General features: G+C 48.2%; 20 protein-coding genes. 9 read left to right on the forward strand and 11 right to left on the reverse strand.

Going from position 1 to position 23,117, the window contains the following annotated elements:
* Positions 1-2: 2 nt before the first annotated feature.
* The 4 genes from IEU85_RS06240 to IEU85_RS06255 are packed head-to-tail and all read left to right on the forward strand — an operon-like array spanning position 3 to position 5,627.
* Positions 3-362 (forward strand): PrgI family protein, encoded by a 360-nt coding sequence (locus IEU85_RS06240; RefSeq protein WP_188355398.1) that lies wholly within the window; start codon positions 3-5, stop codon positions 360-362.
* A complete protein-coding gene (locus IEU85_RS06245; RefSeq protein ID WP_188355511.1) occupies positions 362-2,746 on the forward strand; it encodes a VirB4-like conjugal transfer ATPase, CD1110 family in 2,385 nt (794 codons plus the stop codon). The genes IEU85_RS06240 and IEU85_RS06245 overlap by 1 nt, the downstream gene beginning before the upstream one ends.
* Entirely contained in the window at positions 2,743-4,356 is a 1,614-nt protein-coding gene (locus IEU85_RS06250; RefSeq protein ID WP_188355399.1) for a CHAP domain-containing protein, read from the forward strand. Before IEU85_RS06245 ends, IEU85_RS06250 begins: the two co-directional genes overlap by 4 nt.
* A gap of 11 nt (positions 4,357-4,367) precedes the next feature.
* The gene (locus IEU85_RS06255) at positions 4,368-5,627 is read left to right on the forward strand and encodes a hypothetical protein (RefSeq protein ID WP_188355400.1); all 1,260 of its coding nucleotides are present in this window, start codon (positions 4,368-4,370) and stop codon (positions 5,625-5,627) included.
* On the opposite strand, the gene IEU85_RS06260 is transcribed toward IEU85_RS06255, so the two are convergent.
* From IEU85_RS06260 to mobC, 5 genes are read right to left on the reverse strand one after another with little or no spacing between them, the layout of a single operon-like run.
* Positions 5,624-7,381 (reverse strand): VirD4-like conjugal transfer protein, CD1115 family, encoded by a 1,758-nt coding sequence (locus IEU85_RS06260; RefSeq protein ID WP_371866654.1) that lies wholly within the window; start codon positions 7,379-7,381, stop codon positions 5,624-5,626. The genes IEU85_RS06255 and IEU85_RS06260 overlap by 4 nt on opposite strands.
* Complete coding sequence (locus tag IEU85_RS06265) at positions 7,372-8,025, reverse strand: hypothetical protein (RefSeq protein WP_188355402.1); 654 nt, start codon at positions 8,023-8,025, stop codon at positions 7,372-7,374. Before IEU85_RS06265 ends, IEU85_RS06260 begins: the two co-directional genes overlap by 10 nt.
* A 5-nt stretch (positions 8,026-8,030) precedes the next feature.
* Positions 8,031-8,726: a DUF3801 domain-containing protein gene (locus IEU85_RS06270; RefSeq protein ID WP_188355403.1), complete on the reverse strand. Its 696-nt coding sequence runs from the start codon at positions 8,724-8,726 to the stop codon at positions 8,031-8,033.
* Positions 8,727-8,753: 27 nt separating this feature from the next.
* A complete protein-coding gene (locus tag IEU85_RS06275) occupies positions 8,754-10,229 on the reverse strand; it encodes a relaxase/mobilization nuclease domain-containing protein (RefSeq protein ID WP_188355404.1) in 1,476 nt (491 codons plus the stop codon).
* Positions 10,230-10,231: 2 nt separating this feature from the next.
* The gene (gene mobC / locus IEU85_RS06280) at positions 10,232-10,441 is read right to left on the reverse strand and encodes a plasmid mobilization relaxosome protein MobC (protein WP_188355405.1); all 210 of its coding nucleotides are present in this window, start codon (positions 10,439-10,441) and stop codon (positions 10,232-10,234) included.
* Between the two features lie 1,178 nt (positions 10,442-11,619).
* On the opposite strand from mobC, the gene IEU85_RS06285 reads away from it, so the two are divergent.
* The 3 genes from IEU85_RS06285 to IEU85_RS06295 are packed head-to-tail and all read left to right on the forward strand — an operon-like array spanning position 11,620 to position 13,261.
* Positions 11,620-12,024, forward strand: a complete 405-nt coding sequence (locus tag IEU85_RS06285) for a hypothetical protein (protein WP_188355406.1) — start codon at positions 11,620-11,622, stop codon at positions 12,022-12,024.
* Positions 12,017-12,667, forward strand: a complete 651-nt coding sequence (locus IEU85_RS06290) for a hypothetical protein (protein WP_188355407.1) — start codon at positions 12,017-12,019, stop codon at positions 12,665-12,667. The genes IEU85_RS06285 and IEU85_RS06290 overlap by 8 nt, the downstream gene beginning before the upstream one ends.
* A 51-nt stretch (positions 12,668-12,718) precedes the next feature.
* Positions 12,719-13,261 carry a hypothetical protein gene (locus tag IEU85_RS06295; RefSeq protein ID WP_188355408.1) on the forward strand — a complete coding sequence of 181 codons (543 nt, stop codon included), beginning with the start codon at positions 12,719-12,721 and terminating at the stop codon, positions 13,259-13,261.
* Between the two features lie 53 nt (positions 13,262-13,314).
* On the opposite strand, the gene IEU85_RS06300 is transcribed toward IEU85_RS06295, so the two are convergent.
* The 6 genes from IEU85_RS06300 to IEU85_RS06325 all read right to left on the reverse strand — a co-directional run bounded on the left by IEU85_RS06300 (position 13,315) and on the right by IEU85_RS06325 (position 17,570).
* Positions 13,315-13,806 (reverse strand): hypothetical protein, encoded by a 492-nt coding sequence (locus IEU85_RS06300; protein WP_188355409.1) that lies wholly within the window; start codon positions 13,804-13,806, stop codon positions 13,315-13,317.
* A 680-nt stretch (positions 13,807-14,486) separates the two neighbouring features.
* Positions 14,487-14,705, reverse strand: a complete 219-nt coding sequence (locus IEU85_RS06305) for a hypothetical protein (RefSeq protein ID WP_188355410.1) — start codon at positions 14,703-14,705, stop codon at positions 14,487-14,489.
* A gap of 122 nt (positions 14,706-14,827) precedes the next feature.
* Positions 14,828-15,121 carry a ribbon-helix-helix domain-containing protein gene (locus tag IEU85_RS06310; protein ID WP_188355411.1) on the reverse strand — a complete coding sequence of 98 codons (294 nt, stop codon included), beginning with the start codon at positions 15,119-15,121 and terminating at the stop codon, positions 14,828-14,830.
* A 2-nt stretch (positions 15,122-15,123) separates the two neighbouring features.
* Entirely contained in the window at positions 15,124-15,384 is a 261-nt protein-coding gene (locus IEU85_RS06315) for a hypothetical protein (RefSeq protein ID WP_188355412.1), read from the reverse strand.
* An 82-nt stretch (positions 15,385-15,466) separates the two neighbouring features.
* Entirely contained in the window at positions 15,467-16,399 is a 933-nt protein-coding gene (locus tag IEU85_RS06320; RefSeq protein ID WP_188355413.1) for a tyrosine-type recombinase/integrase, read from the reverse strand.
* Positions 16,400-16,448: 49 nt separating this feature from the next.
* Complete coding sequence (locus tag IEU85_RS06325) at positions 16,449-17,570, reverse strand: LacI family DNA-binding transcriptional regulator (protein ID WP_188355414.1); 1,122 nt, start codon at positions 17,568-17,570, stop codon at positions 16,449-16,451.
* Between the two features lie 311 nt (positions 17,571-17,881).
* Here IEU85_RS06325 and fucO point away from each other — a divergent pair, with 311 nt between their 5' ends.
* Positions 17,882-19,033 carry a lactaldehyde reductase gene (fucO, locus tag IEU85_RS06330; protein ID WP_188355415.1) on the forward strand — a complete coding sequence of 384 codons (1,152 nt, stop codon included), beginning with the start codon at positions 17,882-17,884 and terminating at the stop codon, positions 19,031-19,033.
* Positions 19,034-19,508: 475 nt separating this feature from the next.
* A complete protein-coding gene (locus IEU85_RS06335) occupies positions 19,509-23,045 on the forward strand; it encodes an Ig-like domain-containing protein (protein ID WP_188355416.1) in 3,537 nt (1,178 codons plus the stop codon).
* Positions 23,046-23,117: the final 72 nt, after the last annotated feature.

Consider the following 23,117-nt stretch of genomic DNA (forward strand, 5'->3'; position numbering starts at 1 on the left):
TCATGGCGTTGCAAATGCCGGTGTATCGGGAGATTAGCCAGATTGAGGCGCTGGTGCTGTTGGGATTGTCGTGGCGTCAGCTTGCTGCGACTGTGCCAATGGTAGTGATTAATGGTGGGTTGTGTGCGCTCTTTTTTGCTGTTAATGGTGCTTTGGATATTACTACGTGGCAAATGTTTGTTTTGTTTGTGGTGGCGTTGCCGTTTGCGTTGTTTGGTTGGTGGCGTCCTCACGGCATGATGCCTGAGCGGTTTATTGGCTATGTGTGGCGTCATTACTGGGGTAAGAATTTGTATTTTCTCGATGGTGAGGCACGCAGCGTGCGCGTGAGCGCAAAACCTACGGTCAAGGAGGCTCGATGATGATATTTAGTAAGCGTAAGCAGCAGGTAGAGAAAAAGCAAGCAGCTGAGCATCAGCGTCCCTCAAAGACAGTGAAGCAGCTGCTTGGTTTTGATAGCTTGCTGCGTAATGGGATTGCGTATTTGGGTGATGACCGGTGGAGTGCGAGTATTGTTTTTGAGGATATTAATTATCAGCTTGCGCCTGAAGCGTTGCAGATGGAGATTATTGATCGTTGGGCGAAGCTGTTGAACACGTTTACTGGATCGCAGTGTGCGCAGATTAGCGTGTTTACACGTTCTCGTGGTGTAAGTCAAGCTATGGATGATGTGCGATTTGCGTCTCGTGGTGATGCGTTTGATGCGTTGCGTGAGGATTATAACCGTATTGTGCGTGAGCGTCTTGAGATGGCTTCTCGCGATAGTGACACGATTAAAGTGTTAACGGTTGGTTTGGTTGAGCATGATCGTAATGTTGCGGTGAATGCGCTGAACGCGTTGTGTAATACGTTGATAGCGCAGTTGCATGCGATTGAGGGATGTCGTGCTTATCGTCTCAATCGCGAGCAGCGTGTGCGTTTGTTGAGTGAGTTGTTGCGTCCTGAAGAGCAGTGTGTGTTTAGTGAGCGGTATTTTGATGCGAAGCATCGTGATGTGAAGGATTATTGTGCGCCGTTTGCTATTGATGCGCGTAAACCACAAGAATTACATGTTACGTATGGTGTGCATGAGTATTATCATCGCACCTTGTGGATTAGTGAGTATCCACCTGAGTTGACGGATCAGTTGATTCAATCGTTATCGGGCTTACAGGCGAAGGTGCATGTGAGTTTGCATTTGCAGCCGTTTGATCGTGAGACAAGTTTGGAGACGGTTAAGCGTGTGAATGCTAAGTTGAAGATGCAGGAGATGGAGCAGCGGCGTAAGAATCGTAAGCAGGGGTTGGATCCGGATGATTTGCCGGCTGATCTTGCCGATCAGATTGAGCAGATGAGCGATTTGAAGAGTGAGTTGCAGCATTCTAATCAACAGTTGATGAATACTGCAATTGTGATTGGTGTTTCAGCTGAGAGTTTGGATGAATTGCGGTTAGTGTGTCAGAAAGTGCAGTCGAAGGTGAAAGCTGAGAGCTGCGCGATGGAGACTTTAGCGTTTATGCAGCCTGAGGGGCTGGTGGCTGAGTTGCCATTGGCGAATAATCCGTTGCCGATGCGTCGCACGTTGACTACGAATACTGCGGCTATACTGATTCCGTTTACTGCGCAAGAGGTGTATGAGCCGGGCGGTATTTTCTATGGGTCGAATGCGCGAACGGGTAATCCTATTGTCGCTGACCGTCGTTCGCATATGAATGCTAACGGGTTTGTGCTGGGTACTTCTGGTGGCGGTAAGAGCTTTAGTGTGAAGCAAGAGATTGGCGCGATGTTCCTCAATCGTGATGATGAGGTCATTATTATTGATCCTGAGCGCGAGTATTGTGCACTAGCGCAAGCGTTTCATGGGTCAATTATCCAGATGAGCGCTGGTAGTAGCACGCGTTTGAATCCGTTGGATATTATGTTGGATAATCCGTTAGAAACTGACCCGGTGAAGGAAAAGACGAATGCGGTTACCGCGATGATTGGTGCGCTCATTGGCGGTGATCAGGGCTTGTCGAGTGTGCAGAAGTCGTTGATTGATACCACAGTGTTGCAGTTGTATCAGGATTATCGCAATGGCATGATCACTCAGCCTACGTTGCAGGAATTGTATGATCGTTTGCGTCATGTTGATAATGTTGAAGTGCATAATGTTGCATTGGCGCTGCAAACGTATGTGGCTGGCTCTCTTGCTGGGTTTAATGGTCAAACTAACGTAGATAGTACGAACCGGTTTACGGTGTTTGATGTGTCCGGTTTAACTGGTGGGCTGCGCACGTTTGGCATGATGGTGGTGATTGAGCATGTGTGGAATCGTGTAGTGCTGAATAAGTTGCATGGTAAGCGCACGTGGTTGTATGTCGATGAGTTTCATCGGTTTTTCTCGAACCCGTATTCTTCTGCTCAGTTTAAGGATTTGTTTAAGCGTGCTCGTAAGTATGGTCTTGGTGTAACGGGTATTACGCAGAATATTGAGGAGCTGCTTGTTGATAATGATGCGCGTTTGATGTTGTCTAATAGTGATTTTCTCATGTTGCTGTCGCAGAAGCCTACGGATGCGGATCAGCTGTGTGAACTGTTGGATTTGTCGGATGAGCAGCGTCAATATTTTACTGGCGTGATGCCGGGTGAGGGATTGTTGCAGATTGGTAATGCGTTTGTGCCATTTAATGCGCGTATTGCCAATGATAGCAGTTTGTATGAGTTGTATTCCACTGAGTTTAAGGACACTTCTACTCCTGCGGTTGGCGGTAAGGGGCGTGTATGAGTGCTCGTGTGGCTGCTGCAAGCGGCAAGATTATTGGTCATCAGTCGGTAGCGAGTTCTCGGCTCATATCGCGTCATGCGCGGGCTACTTCACAACGCCTGTTTGCTGTGGGTAGTGGCGAGACTGGTACAGCATCTACGTTGGAGCGTGATAGCGCAAGCATCGCGGTAAAAGCGGATATGCTGCCTGTGCGCGCTGCTGGTAAGACGATAGGCGCGATTGCCCACCGTCGGCGTAAGCACACCAAGGCAAAAAAGCTTTTGCAGCGTGATATTAAGCGCGCCAAGCGCTTGTCTGATCCCGCGTTGGAGGGTGTGATTGAGTCTGCGCAGCAGGCGTGGGATCGTAAGAGCCTGTTGAGGGTGAAACCGTACCGCAGCGCGCATAAGGATTTGCGTGATGCGGTACGGCAGTCGAGGCGTGCGGCTCGACAGTTTCAATTGTCTCATAGTCGTGTGTTTGGTCGTGCTACTCGTGCTGGTTTGCGTGCTAAGCGCGTATATCGTGATCTTAAAGACGCGTCGCGCGCGGTGCGCACGACTGCGGCGGCATTGAATGCTGCTCGTAGTGTGATTGTGCATGTGGTGACTTTTGTTGCATCGGCAGCGTTGAGCATGGTTACCACGGTGCTTGCCCCATTGATTGCAGTAGTTGTAGTGTTCTCGCTGGTGGTGTCGCTGTTTACTGTGGTTTCTCATTTATTTGGTAGTGATACGAGCTCGGTAGGTAATGTGCCGTCTGAGTATTTGGATGATGTGCTGCGTGCTGGCAGTATTTGCCCTACGGTGACGCCACAGGTGATTGCGGCACAGTTGGAGGCTGAGTCTGGGTTTAATCCTCGTGCGGCGTCTTCTGCTGGAGCTCAGGGTATTGCGCAGTTCATGCCGGGTACGTGGTCTACTCACGGTAAAGATGGTGATGGGGACAGTAAGGCGGATGTGTGGAATGCTCATGATGCGATTTATTCTCAAGGATTGTACATGTGTGAGCTTGCCGGTCTTATTGAGCGTGATTTAAGTAGCGGCAAAGTGAAAGGCGATCAACTTGCGTTGACCCTTGCAGCATATAACGCTGGTATTGGTAATGTCGAGAAGGCACACGGTGTGCCTTCCTTCGGTGAGACTCAAGGGTATGTGCGGCGTATTACTGAACGTATGAGTTATTTTACTGGTAATCAAGGCGGCACGATACAGGTCGGTGAGGTTGCTGGCAAGCTGGGTAATTGCGGTGAATGGCAAACGTTCTGTTATGGTCATGCTACTGGTAATACTGGTAATGCGTATCCTCCTCGTAATTGCACGTTGTGGGCGTATCAGAGGCGTGTGCAGCTTGGGTTGCCAGTTGGGTCGCATATGGGTAATGGCGCTGAGTGGGCAAATAGTGCGCGTAGGTTGGGCTATACAGTGAACCATACGCCTGCACCGGGTGCGATTATGGTCTTCCAACGTGGACAGGCAGGCACTGATCCGGTCTATGGGCATGTTGCGATTGTAGAGCGTGTGAATGCTGACGGATCAGTATATGTGTCTCAGGGTGGTATTGGGTTTGCTACATTCCCGTTTTATGAGACGTATCAGCGCGCGTCAAATTTTGAATACATCCATAATTAGGCGGTGAGAGTGTGAGCTTAGTGTTGGATAAGCGTCTTACGTCGTGGCAGTTGTATCATATGGCGATTAACCCTGATTTTGAGCCAATCCTGCCACTCATCGTCTTACATGATCACGCATATGCTGCGCTACAGGCGTGGTATGAGCAGTATCAGGAAACTGGAGAGTTTGGTATCGTGCCCAAGCCGAGTGAGCCGGAAGCACGTGGACTATTTGCTCGTCAAGGCAGGATACCGTCGTTACGGCAGGTGGATGCGTATGTGCAGGAGCAGCAGGGTGCGCGCAGTGGTGGTACGCAATCCGAGTTAAGCGATCTGCCTACTGAAACGTTGCGGGAGGATGCTGCTCGTGATTTGCCGTTGCAGTCAGATCAATCGGTTGAGTCGTTTGATGATAGTGTGACGCTTGGTTTTGATTGGCGTGTTGTCAAACGTGCTGGCATAGCAGTTGTAATGTGTGCAGTGCTTGTTGGTCTGGTGATTGGTGGCGTACAGTGGCACAGGCACACCCAGCAGCAACGATTTACACAGGCGCAAGCAGATTGTCGAGCGAGCATACAGCAGGTGCAGGATAGGCAGCGTGCATGGCAGCGTCTCGTGGATACTGCATCTACCAAGCAGGCGTTAGCGTACATCGAGCAGGATGTTGCAGACAAACAAGTGCTCACACAGCTGCATCACGCTGCACAACCTCCTAAGATAACGTTGCATCAATGCACAGGCGATACCGTAAGCGCACTGCAGGATGTGACCAATACTCATACAGCGTTAGCGGATACGCTTACTCAGCGTACAAGTGTGTTACGTAAAGCAATACAGGCAGTACAATCCTCGCATCGTAAGCAACTCGATGGCCAGCGTGGCGAGTTACAAGTGGCGATTAACGGGGCGCAAGCCTTACTTGATTCGTCCAGTGGCAATGTTGCAGATGATGCTACAAGGGATGCGCTTGCTCGGGCGATTGCCCAGGCACGATCCGTGTATCAGGATAATAATGTGAGCGATATACAGTCGTATATTACTGCGGGTAAAAGCCTTGTGGATGCACAGGCAGCAGTGCAGGCAAGCATTGACGCAAAAGTGCAGGCGGATGAGCGGGCGAAGCAGCAAGCTGCCCAAGATGCCCAGCCGCAAGCGGCTACCCCGTCACCGCATTATGTGACCGCGCCACAACGGACTGCTCCTGCTGCACCGCAAGCTCCTACTCCGCCAACATGGAGCGTGCCTGCACCAAGCTCTAATCCACTACCGGACAGTGATGGTAGTCTTTAATGCGCATCTTTCCATTGTTTGGAATGCTTGAGGCGGCTGACTGGTTTAGCAATGTGCCCGTTAAAGTCGATTTTGCGACTGTAGAAGGGGTTGACACCGCGCAGAATGTAGATGCAGTAGTTGTTGTCCATTTTCGCCAGTTCGTTCGGCTGCATAAGCTCTCTACCGGTGCGACGGTAGTTGATACTGTAACTGCCGTTGCGTCCTTTGGACTGGCTGGTGTCTTTGGTGTCAATGGTTTGTTTACCGAGCAATGCTGACACCCATTCGGTGGTGGTTTTTTCAAAACCTCCGTAGAAAAGGATATTATCGCAGTTACCGGTAATGGTCTCCCACCCATCTTTATACATGGTTTTGAGCTGCCCTAGGGTCTGTAGGATAATGCTTGCGGACACGTTGCGTGAGCGAATGGTACTGATGAGGCGCTCAAAGTTTGGTATTTTACCCACGTTGGCGAACTCGTCCAAGTAGCAGTGCAAGGGTTGTGGGAGTCTGCCGCCAGGCATACTGCGGGTTCTTTGCAGAACGTTCTCAAAGAGACACTGGTAGAAGATGGCGGCGATGAAGTTAAAGGTGGTGTCCTCATCCGGTAGTTTTAAGAAAATAGCTACTTTCTTGTTGCCCCTGCCAATGTGGTCGATACCAATATTGTCTGCACACATGATGTCTTGCACTTGCTTCACGTTTAATGGAGCAAGCCGCACAGCAAGGCTAATGATGATACTTTTCTTCGTCTCGCCTGCGCCCTGGGTGAATGGGTTGTATTGGTCAGCAGCGAAGCGTAAGCCTTCGATCATGCGTTGCGCTTCGGGCGTGTATTCGGTTTCGTGTCCGACATATTCGTTGTAGAGTTCGGCAGCGGCTTGCATCATGCAGTCTACTTCGCTCATACGATCTTCATCATTTTCACTTGCCCGCAGTTTGGCGGCAAGCTGGGTGACGGTGACAAGATTGCATTGATCAGCGTGTTCGCCGACTTTGGTGTAGTACACGTAGGCAATAAGCGCGGTTAGTAGGCTTTTTTCGCTCATGACCCAGAAGTCATCAGTATTTTTGGCGCTTTCTGCGCTTTTCGTGTTGGCAATGATGTTGGTTACTAGGCGCATGATAGCAATATCCGGTTTTATCGGGTCAATGTACTTGAGCGGGTTAAATTGCGTTTCATGAGTGAGATCTACGAGGTCGAGGCAGTGCACATCGTACTCGCCGCTGGCTTCTAGCATGTGGTGTGTGGCATCGTAGATTTCGCCTTTTGGATCGGTTACTGCAATGTTCATGTTCATTTTTTTGATGTTGGGTAGTACGTAGCAGCTGGTTTTGCGTGCACCCGACCCGCCAAGCATGAGCACGTTCAGGTTACGATAGGTGGCGTTAGTGTCGAGGCTTAGTCCTTCTGTTGCGGTCATTTGTAGGTTATATTTCGGATCATGGTCAGTGTAACGTGCCATTTCTTGTGGCTGTGCCCATTTTGCGCTACCGTATTCTTCTTTATCGCGATAGGTTTTCTTGCTTACTTGGTAGGCGTAGTAGATGAGGTTGGCTAACGCTATTGCACCAAGACTAATACAGACATCTTGGGCTTGCAGGCTTGTCGGTAGGCTGGTTTGCAATGCGGTGATCGTATTACTAGTAATCTGGTATGGGGACTGTTTTGTTATGAGTCCTATGCGGATGGCGTGTGCGATAATGTTCACGATCCAGTAGGTGATAATAGTGATGATGAGGTGTGGGGCGAGGCGACGTATCATGCGTATCTATGCTCCTTATAGCTTGCTGTTTGGTGCTGCTGGATTCTTCCTGTGGCGCGTTGGAGGGTGGCGAGCACGATATCGCTGGTTTTCATGCGCGCGGTGATCGCCTCTGGCTCGTGCGCTTGCGCTGCTGGCGCTTTGCCTGCTGGATGTTGTTGTGGTGTGTTTGCAAGATTGTTGCTTGCAGCTGTGCCATTTGTGTCACAAGGTTGATCAGCGAGGATAGTACTTTGTCGTTCATGTCGATGCGAGCTTGTAGTTGTTGGATTTGCTGCTGAGTGAGCAGTAGTTCTCGCGCTGTTTGGTGCTGCATTGTTGTGCTCCTGTGGACTGTAGTTGGCGATGGTTTGTAGTTGCCGTTGGCGGCGATGGTTGCTGACAATGGATTGGATTTGCGCGGTCATGGCGGGTATGGCAATCCATTGCACACTGATTGCAGTCGCCTGTTCGACCATGAGCCGTGTGATCATGTACGTGTTTTTATGCACGCGCGCCTGCTCAAAATATGCTGCGTATGCTGCGCGGTCGCAGGTTATGGTCATAGTGTCTGGCACGTGCCCTGTGGCGCGGATAACTTCGAGGTTGATGGTGATCAGTTGTGCTTGCGCGCTCGTTGACTGGATAATGCCTTCAATGATGATTTCCATGTGGCTTACCTGTGGCGCTGGTGTATTGGGGCTTGTGGTTTGATGGCTTGTTTTGCTTTGATGGCTTCGGTTTTCTTCGTGAGTTTGTTCAGCACGTCTTGCTGACTCATTTTGGGTTGCTTCCCATCATGCTGCTGCTTGGGTGGTGCAGCCTCTGATGGATGGTTTGCGGTCTTCGCAGTTGTCGCATCGGGCTTCACCGGGGTGGTCTGCACGTTGGATTGCTCTTGGGTTGGTGTTGTTGTGTCTGTTTGCTGTGATGGGAGCACGGTGATGTCGTGTTGCAGCTCAGCTGCGGCACGATTGATGGCGTGCTCTACGTGTGCTACATCCTCACCTCTAAAGTGGATAATATAGGTGGGTGTTTGGTTTGCTGGAGTTGGGGTTTGTTCCACCGCATATTTGACGCCAGATTTCTTCAGGCTCTGTTCTACGGTTTTGAGATCCTGCTTGGCAATGGGCGCTGTTTGGTGGATGTTACCGTTATCGCGTTGCAGGGTTTTCTCGCTGATTTTTCCTTCGTGTAATTGTTGGTAGACTACTTTTTGTAAGCCTTCACCTATTTTGTGGAGGATTTTTCCGTTTTGGCGTAGTGCCCATTTGCTGATGTTGTAGAGCATCATGAGTGTGAATTGTATGATTTTTGCGCCGATGCCTACGGCTTCGCGTCGTAAGCCTTGTTCGATTTGTTCTTCTATCATTATGTTTCCTTTCCTTATAGTGTTTGGTTAGCGTCTTGGATGTTTGCGTGTACGTTGTTGTTCTTGCTCGCGTTGTGTGAAGCGTTGTAGTTCTTGTAGTTGTTGTTGTGTGCTGGTGAGGTCTTGTTCAAGCTGTTCGAGTTGTGCTTGTACTTGTGCTCGGGTTTCGTAGTCGTTGTTGTGTTCTGCATCGATGAGCGCGGTAAGTCCTGCTCGCATTTCCCGCTGTAAGGTTTTAATGTCATTATTTAATTGGGTGATGCGCGTATCGATACTGATGCCTTGTTGCATGGTTTGCCTTACGCTCATGAGCTGGTCAATACGATCATTGAGTTGGTCAATGCGCATCGCTTGATACCGTAAGTACCTGTTGTGTGCTTCGCTCCTACCCATAACCACGTGCTGCCTGTTACCGCGGTTACTGTGTGCAATCTGCTGTATTGCTGTCAACGTTTTATCACCGAAGTATTGGTAGAGGTCTTGCTTGTTTATGGTTTTGACGTATCGACCTCGCCTGTCTTTGAGTACAATCTGAGCGTCTTCGGCGAAGAAAATATGGTAGGTCTTGTTGCTTTGGATGAGTTGTTCTCGTGGTACGCTCATGAGGAGTTGGCGTTTGCTTTTGGGCAGGTAGAAGGTGATGGTGTTAGTGCTTTGACTTTTGATGAGTGTCTCGTTGATGCTGACCCAGCCGAGGATTTGTCCTTGGACGCGGCTCATGATGGCTGGTGGCGTGTAGGCGTAGCCGAGTTTGCTGCTGCGCACTTTCATGCCGGTAGCGAGGTTGGTGTATACGAGATTGTTACCGCGCACAGCAACACTGATGCCTCGCTCCTGCAATGCATCAACAAATTCATCGTAGGATTGTGATGTAATAACCGCTTCGTCGATCATGCTGCGCAATGCTTGTTTTCTACTAATACCTTTAAGCTCGCTGTAGAGTTCTTCGAAGGTTTTCGCGTAATTGTCTGGTTGGGATTTGGCTGGTTCGAGGACGCTGAGCCCGTATTGCTTACACAAGTCGTCGCTGATATTGCGCCACTGCTGGATAGCTGTTTTATGTAGGCGCATATGTTTATGCGGCGGTAACTGCCCCGCCATGCAGATGACAATATGGTTATGAATATGGTGACGATCCACGTGAGTGGCAATAACATATTTGTAGTCGCCTTGTGTGATGGCTTCGGCAAGTTCTATACCGATTTGGTGCGCAAGCTCTGGGGTGACCTGCTCGTCTGGGGAGAATGAGTGCTTCAGGTGCAGTGCCCACCTTGTTTTTTCATCGATACCGTAGGGTGCATGTTTGAGATCGAATATCATGCCTTCAGCAAGACTCATAGCGTCCTGATCGTTTACATAGTTGTTGCTCACGAGCGTGCCTTCATTGGTTTTTTCACCGTTGATGACGTATTTAATGACCCCGTATATGGGCGTGGTGGCGGTGCTTTTCATGTTTTGGTCTTTGCGTGCCGTGATTTTTTTGCCGAGTTTGAGGATTGCCATAATTAGTTTCCTTGTGCATTGCGCCACATAGTTGCCCATTCGTTAAACATGGTTTTGAGCTCGCCGAGTTGTGCTTGCACTGCTTGCAGTTGTTCCACGGTGACCGTGTTGTCTGCATTGACTTTGTGAGCAATCTGGTTAATATTCGTGCCAATACCATGGAACATGCGATAGTATTCGTCAGTATTCACGAGCGTTTGGATCTGTATCACGCGCGCATGAATCACGATATCCCTAATGTATTCAGTGATATTTCTGTAGCGGTGATGGCGATTGAATGTACAGTATGCTTCGCGTATTTGTGCCCACTCTTCAACGCTGAAGTTTATGGATTTTCGTATTTTTCTTTTTCTATGACGAGCGTAACTCATTAGGTGATCCTCGCAATTCTTGCTAGCTAGTTCTAGTGAGGATTGTTGCAGAGTTCTTGTGCTGCTTGGTGCGACAGTAGGAAATTTTTATGCGTATGACATGCGCGAATAATAAGTTGGGGGACTCGCAAGAGTCCCCCAATGCTCTAATCGAGGACAGATAACATGCCCTAACAGTTGTAGCCAACCCCTCAAAAGTCTATGTTGCGCACCCAAAGATAAGGGGAAGTTTGCACGCCACATCCTGTCAATATCTACTATACAACATAAGCTTAACCATGTTAAGTAGCTCCATTTGCACGGAGTGAACAACCGCAATGCAATCGCATTGTGACGTATGCCGTGCGCTGCATGGCGTGCGGCTCTAGTCGGAGGTTCATCGTGAACCATGATAACAATACACACAGCGAAGTTATTGGAGCATTAGCAGCTATAGGAGTGGCTCTTGCCGCTTCAAGCAACATAGTAGGTTATCTACTATTAGCCGTGATAGTTGGCTATCTGATGACTAAGTAGTGTGATAGGTCACCGTGTTCTTCTCGTGAAGGGCACGGTGATTTTTGTGATTCCGATTATTTTTTATCAGAAAAACCTTGATGGTTTTTTGATTGGAGCGCGTCGCGCGACTATGGGTTTTAGGGTCTTTGACCCCTGACAAGCTTCCAGTTGTACGTACAACTGGGGTCGCTTGCCAACTTTCTCTTGTTGACTTATCCACCGGTGGATAAGTCATTTTGCACTATCAAGGGCAATGAGTATAGAGCATGTGCCAGTCTGCATCTGTATGTGGGCTGGTGCATGTCCTGTTCTTGCACCTACCGCTTGGTAGGTCACAGCATGCACGTGTAACCGGCATCGCATGGGTATGTTACGGGAGTGTGCTCCGGTACACCGCGCTCTATGGTGCTTGCTGTTTGCGCGTGAAAAAAGGCTAACTGTCGCACCAAGCGTCATAAGTGGTGTGCGCACACTTGTGTTGTGACCACGGTGGTAGTGGTCGTATTGAGCAAGGAGTGTGTATGCAGGATGAGAGTAAGCAGCTCGTGGAGCTGATGCTTGGTGACGCGGAAGCGCGCCTTAAGCGCATGAAAACGTCAGCAGCACAGGTAGCGAAAGCATTGGTAGCGCTACGTGAGGCTGAGCAGGCGGCTAGTGATGCGATAGCTGAGTATATGAGTGCTAGTGGTACGAGTAAGTCGCAGTTGATTCATGATCTTGCGTTGTCGAATGTTGAGGCGCGGTTGGTTGGGCTTATTGCACCAGCGCGTGCACGTAAACGCAGTGATAGTGCAATACCAGAGCCTGCTGAGCCTGTCAGCGGGCAGGATGCAGATACAGCGCAGTCGCAGAACAGTGGCGCTGGTGATGATGTGGTGCAGAAGGTGCAGGATACTGCTCAGCAGTGGGGTGAGTATCATGGCTAGCTTATTTGATGACATTGAGTTTTTTGATGATTTGCATGAGTTTGATGATCATGCCATCTGGCTTGCTGAAGTGGCAGCACGCGATGAAGGATACCCTAGCCTGTTTTCTGCGGCACAGCATTGCGCTTTAGATAAGGTTGATCCCTCTAGTCTTACTCGTATTGCTCGTATACCTGTAGCGTCACGTATGGCTATAGCGTTATGTTACTGGTACAACTGTAAATTGCATGAGGTACCTCAATACTTGCGTGGAGGGTATCTTACTGATGATGGCAATATCCTTGTTGCTGCCGGCTATGGGTATGATGTTATCGACAAAGACATGCTCGGCAACGGCGACGGGGTCGCTACGCGCATGTTCGAGGAACGCTACGATTACCTGCTGCGCGCGATAGATGAGCAGGGCGCGAAAGTTACCGATAGCATCAAGGTTGATAATGTGTTTACGTTTGTGCATGTGCTCAAAGAGCAGCGCACCGCTTACGAGCGTGCGCACCAGCCTGCACCTGAGCGCGACGACACTACACGCGGTGAGGTGGATCGCAGCATGCAAGAGGAGCAAGAGCCTCACCACACGCAGCCCGCTGCTGTTAGTGAGCCAGTGCTGCCTGACCTGATGCACCCGTATGGTCGTGCACGCTAGCGGCAAGCATAGTACAATAATCCTATTGCGTAACGGGGAGGGAGTTGGCGTATGCCTGTAGTGTTAGTGTTCCTGATTGCCGCAGCGGTATTAGGGTTAGTTGGGTTATTGATTCGCGTGCTCGCAGTACTGTTGGTTGGCGCTACCGCGCTGGTAGCGCATCCTATCCAAACCACATTACGGATCTTACAATACGGGTGCGCGATTATCGGCGGGTTAGCTGTATTATTCGCCTTGTTGTTGTGGTTTGGTGAACCACATGATAAGCCATTGCGCTTGATTAGTAGTCATGCGTACCCGTACCCTGTGGGGTTTGGCATGGTCATTGGTGTGATTGTGCTGTGCGGGGTACTGTCGTCATTGTTCGGCAGGCTTGCTGATCGCCCATCGCGCGCGGAACGCAAAATTATGGACATTCTACGCCAGCCGCAAGAACAAGTGGTGCGCGTGGTACACGAGTACACGCCCACTACCCCAACGGCAGCTGACACGTTGCCTGATCGGCAGATCATTGACACTACTGCGGTAGACACTACCGAAACCTACCTTGAAAGCAACACTCCTGTCACACAAGACAAGAACGCGAGCATGTAACCTGTTGCTCGCACAGTAAGTGGCTGCGCCTTGTGGCGCAGCCACCACGTGTTTTAGTTATCGTATCGAGCACTGAATGTTTGTTCAGCAGTGCCATCACCGTTACCGCCAAGCAAATTACGATCAATGTGGCTGTAGCCGCATCCGGTGACGTAGTATATAGTGCTGGTTGCTGCATCTAGATAGCTACTGCGGATGTGTTGCGTGAGCTCATAGCGGGTGCAGTGATACCAGTCGCAAAGCGCTGCGCCTAGTGGCGTATACATGTTGAAGTATCGGATGAAGAAGATATCCTCTTCGGCAGCGTCTTCTTCAACGTCTTGCTCGATAACGTCTTGCCAGTTAGCGTAGCCTGCTTCGCGTGCTTGCAGTTCACGGTAGATGGTGTCGTACTCGTCGAGGCTGTCGAATGGCGTGTAGTTGGTGAGAAAATCATCGACATCCATGCCGTGGTCAGTAAGCTCGGAGATGGTGCGTGCGAGTACGCTTGGCTCGAAGCTGTATAGGTTGGTGAACAGGTTACCAGTGTAGTATGCGGTGAACATTGGAGTGTTCCTTTCTTGTTGCGGGTTGTACCGTTGCCGAAAATGGACACTCGAAACGAAGCCCACTGCCGCGATGTCAACGTTAAACACGACCACGCTTGCGTGTGGCGTGGGTAACTTGACATCGAGTAAGGCAAGTGGGCTATAGTCCGAGAGTTGCCATTTGACGGCGTACAACCACCAGCTCAAGAAAGAACAGCCCTACCCAAACGCATATACCGGCATCGCAACCAATCGCCGAGACCACAAGCTACCCAGCAACAAGATGGCAACAGCACCACCAAGCACTGACCATCGCATGATTGGCGATACAACCGCCACCACACCATACCAGTAGCACACCAACCCCTACACAATGCCTGCACGTGCCAAGCAGTCACAAAGTGCCACAAGCAAGCACAATCACACGATGAAGCACCATACGCTTACCGATCGCGCCTCACAATATACGATACCTGTATTGCTTTGCATAGCTTGCGTCCGGCATGTGCGCTACCCCTTGTTTGCGTCAGTGTGATCATCCAACAGGTGATACTGCTCATGCCACTTGAGCAAGTACTGGTGCTCATGCCGGTAATTACACCAGCAGACCAGTAAATCCCATAAGCGGCAAATTAAATACCCCGCCAATGGTATAAACAACGTAGATACATAAGCAGTTATAAATGTTTTATCCATCATTACCGCCCACTTTGCACAAGCAGATCAAGAAGCTGCGCGCAGCGTGGACACTGCCGCTTAAACTGATCAATAACACGCTCATGCCAACGCTCAAGCGCAGCCGTAAGCGCATCCACCAGCACATCAATCACGCGCACACCACCGTATACTAAAAAAGGCAGCACAAGCAGCAACCACCATCCGTCAAGAGCCGCATCCAACAAGTCGCTCAGCATCATTAATCCTCTCTCTACAAACCCAAAATCTTTTACGCGGTAGGTGCTTCATCCGCTTGCCACGGCGGATTAGCACTCATCTCAGCCGCGTCGTAGTCATCACTGATAAACAGAGCATGAAGGCATTACGACTGTGCTGGTTGTGCAGTGAGATAGTAATTTACAGCCTCACGCAAAATATCACTTACTGATTTTTTATGTTGGCGCGCAAGCTGTTTAATTTCAACAGATTGTACATCAGTTAAACGCACAGTGTGCACTTGAGTTGCCTGTGCTTTCTTCCACGGCACACTATTGATTACCACACCTGTATACCCATCGGGTTGACTTTCATCTTCGAGTAGTCGCGCCTGAGCATCCTGTTCTTGCTCGCTCATGCCAAGCATGTGATTAAGTTCTTCTCGAGTATAGGTTTTCATGATTATCCTCTTTTCGGCGTAAAGCCTACTTCCTTTTGAAACTTTTTCGTTGGCGGCGTAAAAGCGTGATATACGATAGCAACATCGCCAACAACTTTATAAACCATCTCTATTGGTCTTGCTTGTAAATCAAAACCGATAGAGCACCAATCCCCATTGCCACGTAGCGCTGAAGCAATAATATTATTCATCGCTTCAATAACATCTCGTTCACTAATATTCTCATGACGCTCATGGATTCGCGGATGCACTACGATCTCCATGTACTCACCTTTCGCTTATTCATATCTCTCAGTATACACTAATGTATACATTTTTGTATACATATTTGTATATGTAATACACTTAATTACGTGTTGCAATAGCATCTGCAAAAAGTTGGATTACTACATCGGGCACATTGTATGCTTGCAGCAGTCGCTCTGGATGTTTCATTGGTATGCCTTCATGCTGGCGATAATTGGTTAAAGCGCTAATGGCTGGATATAGGTCATTGATCGATGTCTGAATATACGCTTGCGTGGTATCAAGTGATTCATGCCCTAAAAATTCTTTGACTTTTAATGGATCATGTGTTGCGCGCCACATATCGGTCGCAAACTTGCGCCTAAATGCGTGCGGTGGATACCCTGTTGCTTCCTTTACCCACCGATAAACAGTGTCTGCACAAATGTGCCCTTGTGCCTCGCCAGGGAAAATATAGCCATCAGGCACTGCATCAAGCAAGGCAATTAATTGATTACTAAGTGGCACTACTCTGTCTTTATGCCCTTTGCCATGCACGATAATACTTTTGCCATACAAGTCATCAATAATATCTTTGGTGTGAGCAATAGATAATTCTGTGCGGCGCATCCCCGTATCATGCAGCATCAACACCATAAGCCGTATTTGCGGATCAGGATGTGAGAGCCCTCGATTAACTGCTTCTTGTGGCGCAGGAATTTGTTTATGCTTCACGCGCTTAACCATTGGCACAACAATCATAGGGTTATCATCTCGATACTTTGCGCGTTGTGCCCATGTAAAAAATGCTGTTGCTGCATTAAAATCAGACCTGACAGTATTGGGTGATACTCCCCTGCTGAGCCATGCAATTATATCTGTACTCGTAATAGTATCTGGATTAGCGCCAGTATATCGCGCTAGAAAACAAATTTGATAATGCCAATGCGTGATTGTTTGTTCCGTGTTACCGTGCACACGCATATCTGTTATCCATGGATTAATCCATGCTTGCCAATCACGATTTACTCGATCAAATGCAGGAATCCTCATAAAACTCACCACCAACTGTCATTGTTGATAGTGATTATTGTAGTAACACTTAAAAGAAGGGATGATAGAATAAATTGGGTTGTAACCACCATGCTTGAGAACTCGTGGGTTCAGGGTTCGAGTCCCTGGGGGGGCACTTTTGTTGTGCTCGTATTGAAGATTGTCTTACAATTAGTTGTGCTTCCATTGCTACCACGTCGTCTGTGGGTTTTCCTTCAATCTTTTGTAGCAGCGTATACATTGCAGTACGAGCTACCGCGGGCAAATCCTGTTTAATGGTAGTTAATGGTGGATCAAGAAATATTGAGCCTTCAGCATCATCATATCCAGCAATAGCAATATCTTCAGGCACTCGTATTCCTCGTGCACGAAGCGCTGCAATCGCTGCATATGCCATATGATCTGATGCTACAAATATCGCATCAGGCATACCGTCACTAAAATCCTCAGCCATGATTGCCTGATATGCGCTCTGAGCCGACCAAGTGCACTGTATAAGTTTGCCAAAACGTTCCAGATTATGCTCTTGTAAAGCCTGCTTCCAGCCGAGTGCACGCTGCTGCTCATCATGCCAATCTGCACTACCAGCCATATGCCAAATGCGCGTATACCCTTGTGCAATTAAGTGCTCCGTAAGATGCTTTGACGCCTCTAGCTGCTGCTCGCCTACCACGCTAATGCCATGCGCATACGGTAACAACAAGCTGTTGATAATAACTAGCGGCCACTGCACCCCACTGGCAGCAAGTGCGTCAGCCAGACCAACTCTAGGAGCGATAACCACAAGTCCATCGATAGATAGACTACGCAGTTGCGCAAGAGCGCGTTGCAAACTTACTTTCCACGGTTTATCAATAGTCAGTGTCACTGACATATAGCCAGCATTAGAAGCTACTTCTTCGAGCTGCACCAAAGTGTTAGCTGTTGCATACCGAATAGAACGGTCAATAAGTATGCCAATAATATGGGATTGATGCGTGACCAAGCTGCGGGCAAAACGGTTGGGTTCATAATGATATTTTGCAATAGCTGCTTCTACTGCTTTGCGTTTTTCATCAGTTACTCCAGCAGTACCGTTAATTACACGCGATACTGTTGATGGTGAAACACCAGCCTCTTGAGCAATGGCAAGAATGCCTGTGCGTGTCGTCTGTTGTGCTCGCCTAGCCACATCTTCCCCCTATACTCATAGACTATCCAGACTACTCATAGTAGCTTAAAAACTTAAGCATTGTAACTCTTGCACATGCTCATATGCTGCTTATATACGCTTATACGATCTTCTTATTCATCATACCTTGCTGAACAATGCTCCTCTTAATTCCCGCAGCACGACACAGTGTTCTACATAATTCAACATCCCTACTTCAGTCAAACTTTGTGAAGAAATGTGAACGTTAACATTTCTCCTTCTAAAACGCGTTACACTGATCCATGGGTGCATGGTTAGTCAATAACCATCACAATTTGCAAAGGAGCATTATGGTATATCGCATGATTTTGAATCAAGCATCATTCTTCGGTCGCGGCGCCATCGAACAGATTCCTACAGAAGCAAGGGCGCGTGGTTTCAATAAGGCTTTTATCGTCACTGATCCAGTCCTACTCAAAACTGGCACAGTAGATAAAGTGACCGCTGTACTCGACAAGGCAGAACTGCCATATGAAATTTTTGACAATGTGAAGCCAAATCCTCCAGTGGAATGCATTCAAGACGGAGTTGCAAAATTTAAGGAATCTGGTGCCGATTTCCTTATCGGTTTAGGCGGCGGTTCCCCACAAGATACTTGCAAAGGCATCGGCATTGTAGTAGCGAATCCTGAATTCGCAGACGTACTTTCTCTCGAAGGTGTGGCTGATACTAAGAATCCAAGTGTGCCAATTTTTGGTGTGCCAACTACAGCTGGTACTGCTAGCGAAACCACTATTAACTACGTAGTCACCGATACAGAGCATCAGCGTAAATTCGTAGCAGTAGACCCTCATGACATCCCCGTAGTGGCATTTGTGGACCCAGATCTTACCGACACCCAGCCTCGCGCACTCAAAGTTGCTACCGGTCTTGATGCTCTAACCCATGCAATCGAGGGGTATATTACTCCTGGCGCATGGAGCCTGTCTGACTGCTTAAGCCTGCAAGCAATTCGTATGATTGCTAAGAACCTGCCACTGAGCGCCGATGGTGATGTAGCTGCTGGCGAGCAGATGGCGTATGCATCATATATTACTGGCATGGCTTATTCCAATGTTGGCTTGGGTCTTGTTCACGGTATGGCACATCCATTAGGAGGTCGTCTGGACGTGGCTCATGGTGTAGCTAATGGCATTCTGCTAGCACCTGTTATGGCTTACAACAAGGACTACACTGGTGAAAAATATCGTGATATTGCGGACGCTTTTGGCGTCGAAGATGCCTACAGTGGCGAATTAGAGCATGTGCGCGATGAAGCAGTAGCTGCAGTAGCAAAGTTGACTGCCGATCTAGGCAATCCAACCAAGATTAGTGAAGTTGGCGCTACTGAAGCTGATCTCGAAGGTCTTGCTCATGATGCATTTGCCGATGTATGCACTCCAGGAAATCCTCGCCAAGCAACATATGAGGATATTCTGGCACTATATACCTCACTAATGTAAGCGCGGATTGTTTTACTTTCATACCGTCTATTGCCGCGTTATATAGTCGCGCATTATGCAAAACGCAGTAATAACAATATCCGATGAGTAGTTAGCACTATCAACACTATAACTACTCATCTATGGTAAATAACAGGGTCTGTATGCATATGCAGACCCTTCTTCATATGTATCATTCGCGCATTACCCTATAGTTGCACCCCATAAATGAACATATACCATGTTATCTTGCTATGTTTGCGTAAACACTCTAGAATATAAGCGAGTTAGTGAGTACAGACACCGGCGTCTGCAACAGCATATGCCAAGTCTCGAAACTGATAGCAGATTCGCGGTCTGTTACCGGTTTAAGCACCTCTCGCAACATAAGTACACCTACCATGTTGCGTAAATAAGTGTTACTAACTCTTGAGCATACATACTACGTATGCGACGCATATTCATCGAAGAATGTGCGCATGGAAAGAGGAGGACCATGCAACAACATACAGGAAAAGCTGTAGCAGCACTAGTTGCGACAGCTACTCTATTTGCTGGCGGAAGTGCCGCTATGGCTCAAGAGACAGATGCTGCAAATGAGCATCCGCGAGCAATAGCGACACAGCCAGCATCAGAGTCGACAAGTACACCACTTGAGGCGTTACGACAAACACTCGATAATACCCAAACCAATCAGCTTCAACCGCTAGCTTCTGGCTTCCGTTCCAATGATTCAGGTACCGCACCATACGATAGTGTGAAACCGAATGATAGCGATATAGCAAAACTGAACGAAGCACGTCAGGCAGCACAGCAGTTGATTGACACCCAATCAACAGATAATTCTGTCATAACAGCAGCACAGCAAAAACTCAACGATGCCTTCCAAGCTGTGCGCTTCATCCATCATTACACAGGCATTACTGGAACAAATGGCGCACGAATTTTTGACAACAATGGCAATCTCATCCAAGCTCACGGCGCGGGATTCGTTAAAGCCAAAACTTCTACTCTTGCAAAGGAAGACCAAACCCTCGACGCAAACGGCGATGGATACGTTTGGATTTGGATGGGCGAAGACAAAACCGATAGGCTTATAGCCCATGGAGTACGAATTTACTACTCGGATGATTTAATGAATTGGGTAGATAAAGGTCGTGGATTCCAAACATATCTAGGCGACAAGGATTTAACCGACAAACTTAACGGATCAGATCCTACTTATCAGCAGTATTACAACGTCGCAAATATGAGCCAAGATCCTGACTACACCAATATCTATGGTAAAGATTTCAAAGCTTTCGCTAACGATAGCTCCAACGGCAATATTTCCAGTCCTGAAGAGGCACTAGACAGACTGCTGTGGGACTTGAAATCATTAAAAGGAGATGGCTCAAACCCAACTGCATCAAGCGCAGTCTTCGAACGACCCAAAATGGCCTATAACGAGAAAACTGGTCGGTGGGTTATCTGGTTCCATGCCGATGGACCGACCTATAAAGACGAATCAAAAGCAACATATTCAAAAGCAAAAGCCGGCGTAGCTATTAGCGTTGGATCAAACCCAGCCGGACCGTACAAGTATCTCGGCTCTTTCCGAATGAGCCCAGGAAATAACACCAATAATCCCGGTATGGCTCGTGATATGAACCTATGGGTTGACGACAAAGATGCTAATAATGACGGCGTTAATGATGCATATTTGGTGTATTCAAGCAACGAAAACCGAGATTTAACTATCTCCCTGCTTGATTCAACCTACACTAAGTTAGTTGTACCTAACGCCCAGCAGAAAAAAGGTACTGATGTTGCAGCAGGCGACACTTACAATATTGTAGCCACCGATTCTCGTGAATCACCTGCACCATTTAAGTGGAATGGCAAGTACCATATCATTTACTCGCACACCACTGGATGGGCTCCAAACGAAAACGAATATATTTCTAGCACTGCTGACAACTTCTTAGGGCCGTATGTATCACATACAACCCCATTTATTAAAGGAGAAGGATACCAACAAAATCCTTCAAATTCCTTCTATACTCAGTCAAGCTATGTCATTCCAGTAGATGCCCAAGCAGGAAAGTTTATCTATTGGGGAGACCGCTGGTTTAATCCAGACAATGGCGCCGATATTAGTCAATCTAGATACGTGATGACACCATTGCAAATGAGCGGAGACGAAGTAAAAATCTACCCTCATGGTGATTGGACGCTGGATACTCTTGACAAGTATGAACCAATTAAAGTTGTTTCACAGTTCCCAACGGAAACCGGCTCTATGTCTAATCTGATGAAGTCTCTACCTTCCACAGTAAATATTCTGCGCGGATCATCAACAACTCCAACTACAACAGGCGTTGTATGGGATCAATACTACGGTCCAGACCAACCAGCCGGTCAAGTTACTGTGTATGGCACACTGACCGAGCCAAAGGGAGCGCGCATTAATTTCACCGTTACCGTGTATCCAAAGAACACTGTGCTATTCATTGATGCCGGAAGTGATGCACAACACGAATCTGAATATTACCAGTCCATTCGCAACAACGCCCCGAATTTGATCAACAAGCAAACCGCTGATCAACCATATTCCAATGGAACTTGGGGATATACCAGCGCCGTTGGCGAAGATAAAGATATTATGCGCTACGCCACAGATTCTCGTGATATCTATGAAACTGGCTGGTACGCCAACAAAGGTAAATCTATCGATTATAAGGCAGATCTACCAGCGGGCACCTATACTGTTACCGCAGGCGTACATGATTGGTGGGCCCAATGGAATGATCGCACAGTACATTTTGCTATAAACGATGCTACTGGCAAGCAGCTGGCCAGTGATGATGTCTCTGCCAAACAATCAAACTCCACACAAGCACTAACTTTTACACTCGATAAACCACAAACCATAGTTTTTTCTGCTCAACGTTCCAGTGTAAATAATCTTGATCCAATTCTTAGTTGGATCAATGTTGTGCGCGCTGGCGATGATGAGGCAGTGAGCGTAGCGCCAACAGGTGCAATTGGCGTCAAAGAAGGAGAAAACGCTCACCTGCCATCGACGGTTGACGTTACCTTGGCTAATGGCAAGAGTGAAAAACGCAAAGTTACTTGGGAAACAGTACCAACAGGGCTGCAACCGTTTGCTCCAGCAGCAGTGCGTGGTGTAGTTGAAGGTACCACATTACCAGCAACAGCAAATGTTTACGTCGCTCCAGCCAATCTTGAGTATTTCATTGATGTCAATGGTCCGAAATCACCAGCTTTTGCAGCAATAGATACGATATCAGGCAATACGCTACTCAATCGCAGCGGTGATCAAAACGACGATGGCACATGGGGTAATACGTCAAGCGATTATGGGACTGAATATACCAATTCAGATAACCCATATCTGTCTGGATTGTATGCAGGAAAGTCTGGTGCCAATAAGCCATTGTCCTACAGGTTGACATTAGAGCCTGGCAAACATGATTTAGCCGTTGCTATGCATGATTGGTGGAATCATGAGCGGGCAACAACAATCACGTACACCCTTGGTGACGGACAGCCTCAAGAATTCGCTACTGCTACAGCAACACAATACAACTCCATTGCAACCAAGACCATTACCATCGATGGTGATGCACCACAATCTGTAATGATTACTTTGCAATCCGAACACGGATCAGGACCCGTATTGAGTTGGATTAGCGCTACAAAAGTTGTCGACCCAGAACCAGAGGATCCGGGCAAGGACGAGGGAAAACAAACCGACCCAGAACCAGAGAACCCAAGCAAAGATGAGGATACCCAAACCGGCCCAACGGAGCAGCAGCCTGGCGAAAACCAACAAGGCGATACCACCACTACCAACGAACGTGATGATAATCAGCCTCATAACACCATGAAGGAAGAAGAGCATACTGCCGATACACACAACGAATCTTATGCTCTTGCTTCCACAGGTATAACGCTTATTATTGCAGCAGCAATCGCTATTACTACAGTAATTCTTGCCGCTGCTATTGCGCTCACCCGCAGAGCCTAATACCAATATTCAACTTTGGATGGTCTATCGCGGTAGGCCATCCAAACCGTCTCACCACCAAAGGAGGAATGG

It is taken from the genome of Galliscardovia ingluviei (assembly GCF_014635685.1).
Taxonomy (GTDB): Bacteria; Actinomycetota; Actinomycetes; order Actinomycetales; family Bifidobacteriaceae; genus Galliscardovia; species Galliscardovia ingluviei.

Bases quoted from the DNA above. Each gene is read 5' to 3' on its own strand.
- IEU85_RS06295 (WP_188355408.1), top strand. From the start codon at position 12,719: ATGCCTGTAGTGTTAGTGTTCCTGATTGCCGCAGCGGTATTAGGGTTA.
- IEU85_RS06320 (WP_188355413.1), bottom strand. From the start codon at position 16,399: ATGAGGATTCCTGCATTTGATCGAGTAAATCGTGATTGGCAAGCATGG.
- IEU85_RS06310 (WP_188355411.1), bottom strand. From the start codon at position 15,121: ATGAAAACCTATACTCGAGAAGAACTTAATCACATGCTTGGCATGAGC.
- IEU85_RS06250 (WP_188355399.1), top strand. From the start codon at position 2,743: ATGAGTGCTCGTGTGGCTGCTGCAAGCGGCAAGATTATTGGTCATCAG.
- IEU85_RS06285 (WP_188355406.1), top strand. From the start codon at position 11,620: ATGCAGGATGAGAGTAAGCAGCTCGTGGAGCTGATGCTTGGTGACGCG.
- IEU85_RS06315 (WP_188355412.1), bottom strand. From the start codon at position 15,384: ATGGAGATCGTAGTGCATCCGCGAATCCATGAGCGTCATGAGAATATT.
- IEU85_RS06245 (WP_188355511.1), top strand. From the start codon at position 362: ATGATATTTAGTAAGCGTAAGCAGCAGGTAGAGAAAAAGCAAGCAGCT.
- IEU85_RS06275 (WP_188355404.1), bottom strand. From the start codon at position 10,229: ATGGCAATCCTCAAACTCGGCAAAAAAATCACGGCACGCAAAGACCAA.
- IEU85_RS06305 (WP_188355410.1), bottom strand. From the start codon at position 14,705: ATGATGCTGAGCGACTTGTTGGATGCGGCTCTTGACGGATGGTGGTTG.
- IEU85_RS06270 (WP_188355403.1), bottom strand. From the start codon at position 8,726: ATGATAGAAGAACAAATCGAACAAGGCTTACGACGCGAAGCCGTAGGC.
- IEU85_RS06240 (WP_188355398.1), top strand. From the start codon at position 3: ATGGCGTTGCAAATGCCGGTGTATCGGGAGATTAGCCAGATTGAGGCG.
- IEU85_RS06265 (WP_188355402.1), bottom strand. From the start codon at position 8,025: ATGGAAATCATCATTGAAGGCATTATCCAGTCAACGAGCGCGCAAGCA.
- fucO (WP_188355415.1), top strand. From the start codon at position 17,882: ATGGTATATCGCATGATTTTGAATCAAGCATCATTCTTCGGTCGCGGC.
- IEU85_RS06300 (WP_188355409.1), bottom strand. From the start codon at position 13,806: ATGTTCACCGCATACTACACTGGTAACCTGTTCACCAACCTATACAGC.
- IEU85_RS06290 (WP_188355407.1), top strand. From the start codon at position 12,017: ATGGCTAGCTTATTTGATGACATTGAGTTTTTTGATGATTTGCATGAG.
- IEU85_RS06335 (WP_188355416.1), top strand. From the start codon at position 19,509: ATGCAACAACATACAGGAAAAGCTGTAGCAGCACTAGTTGCGACAGCT.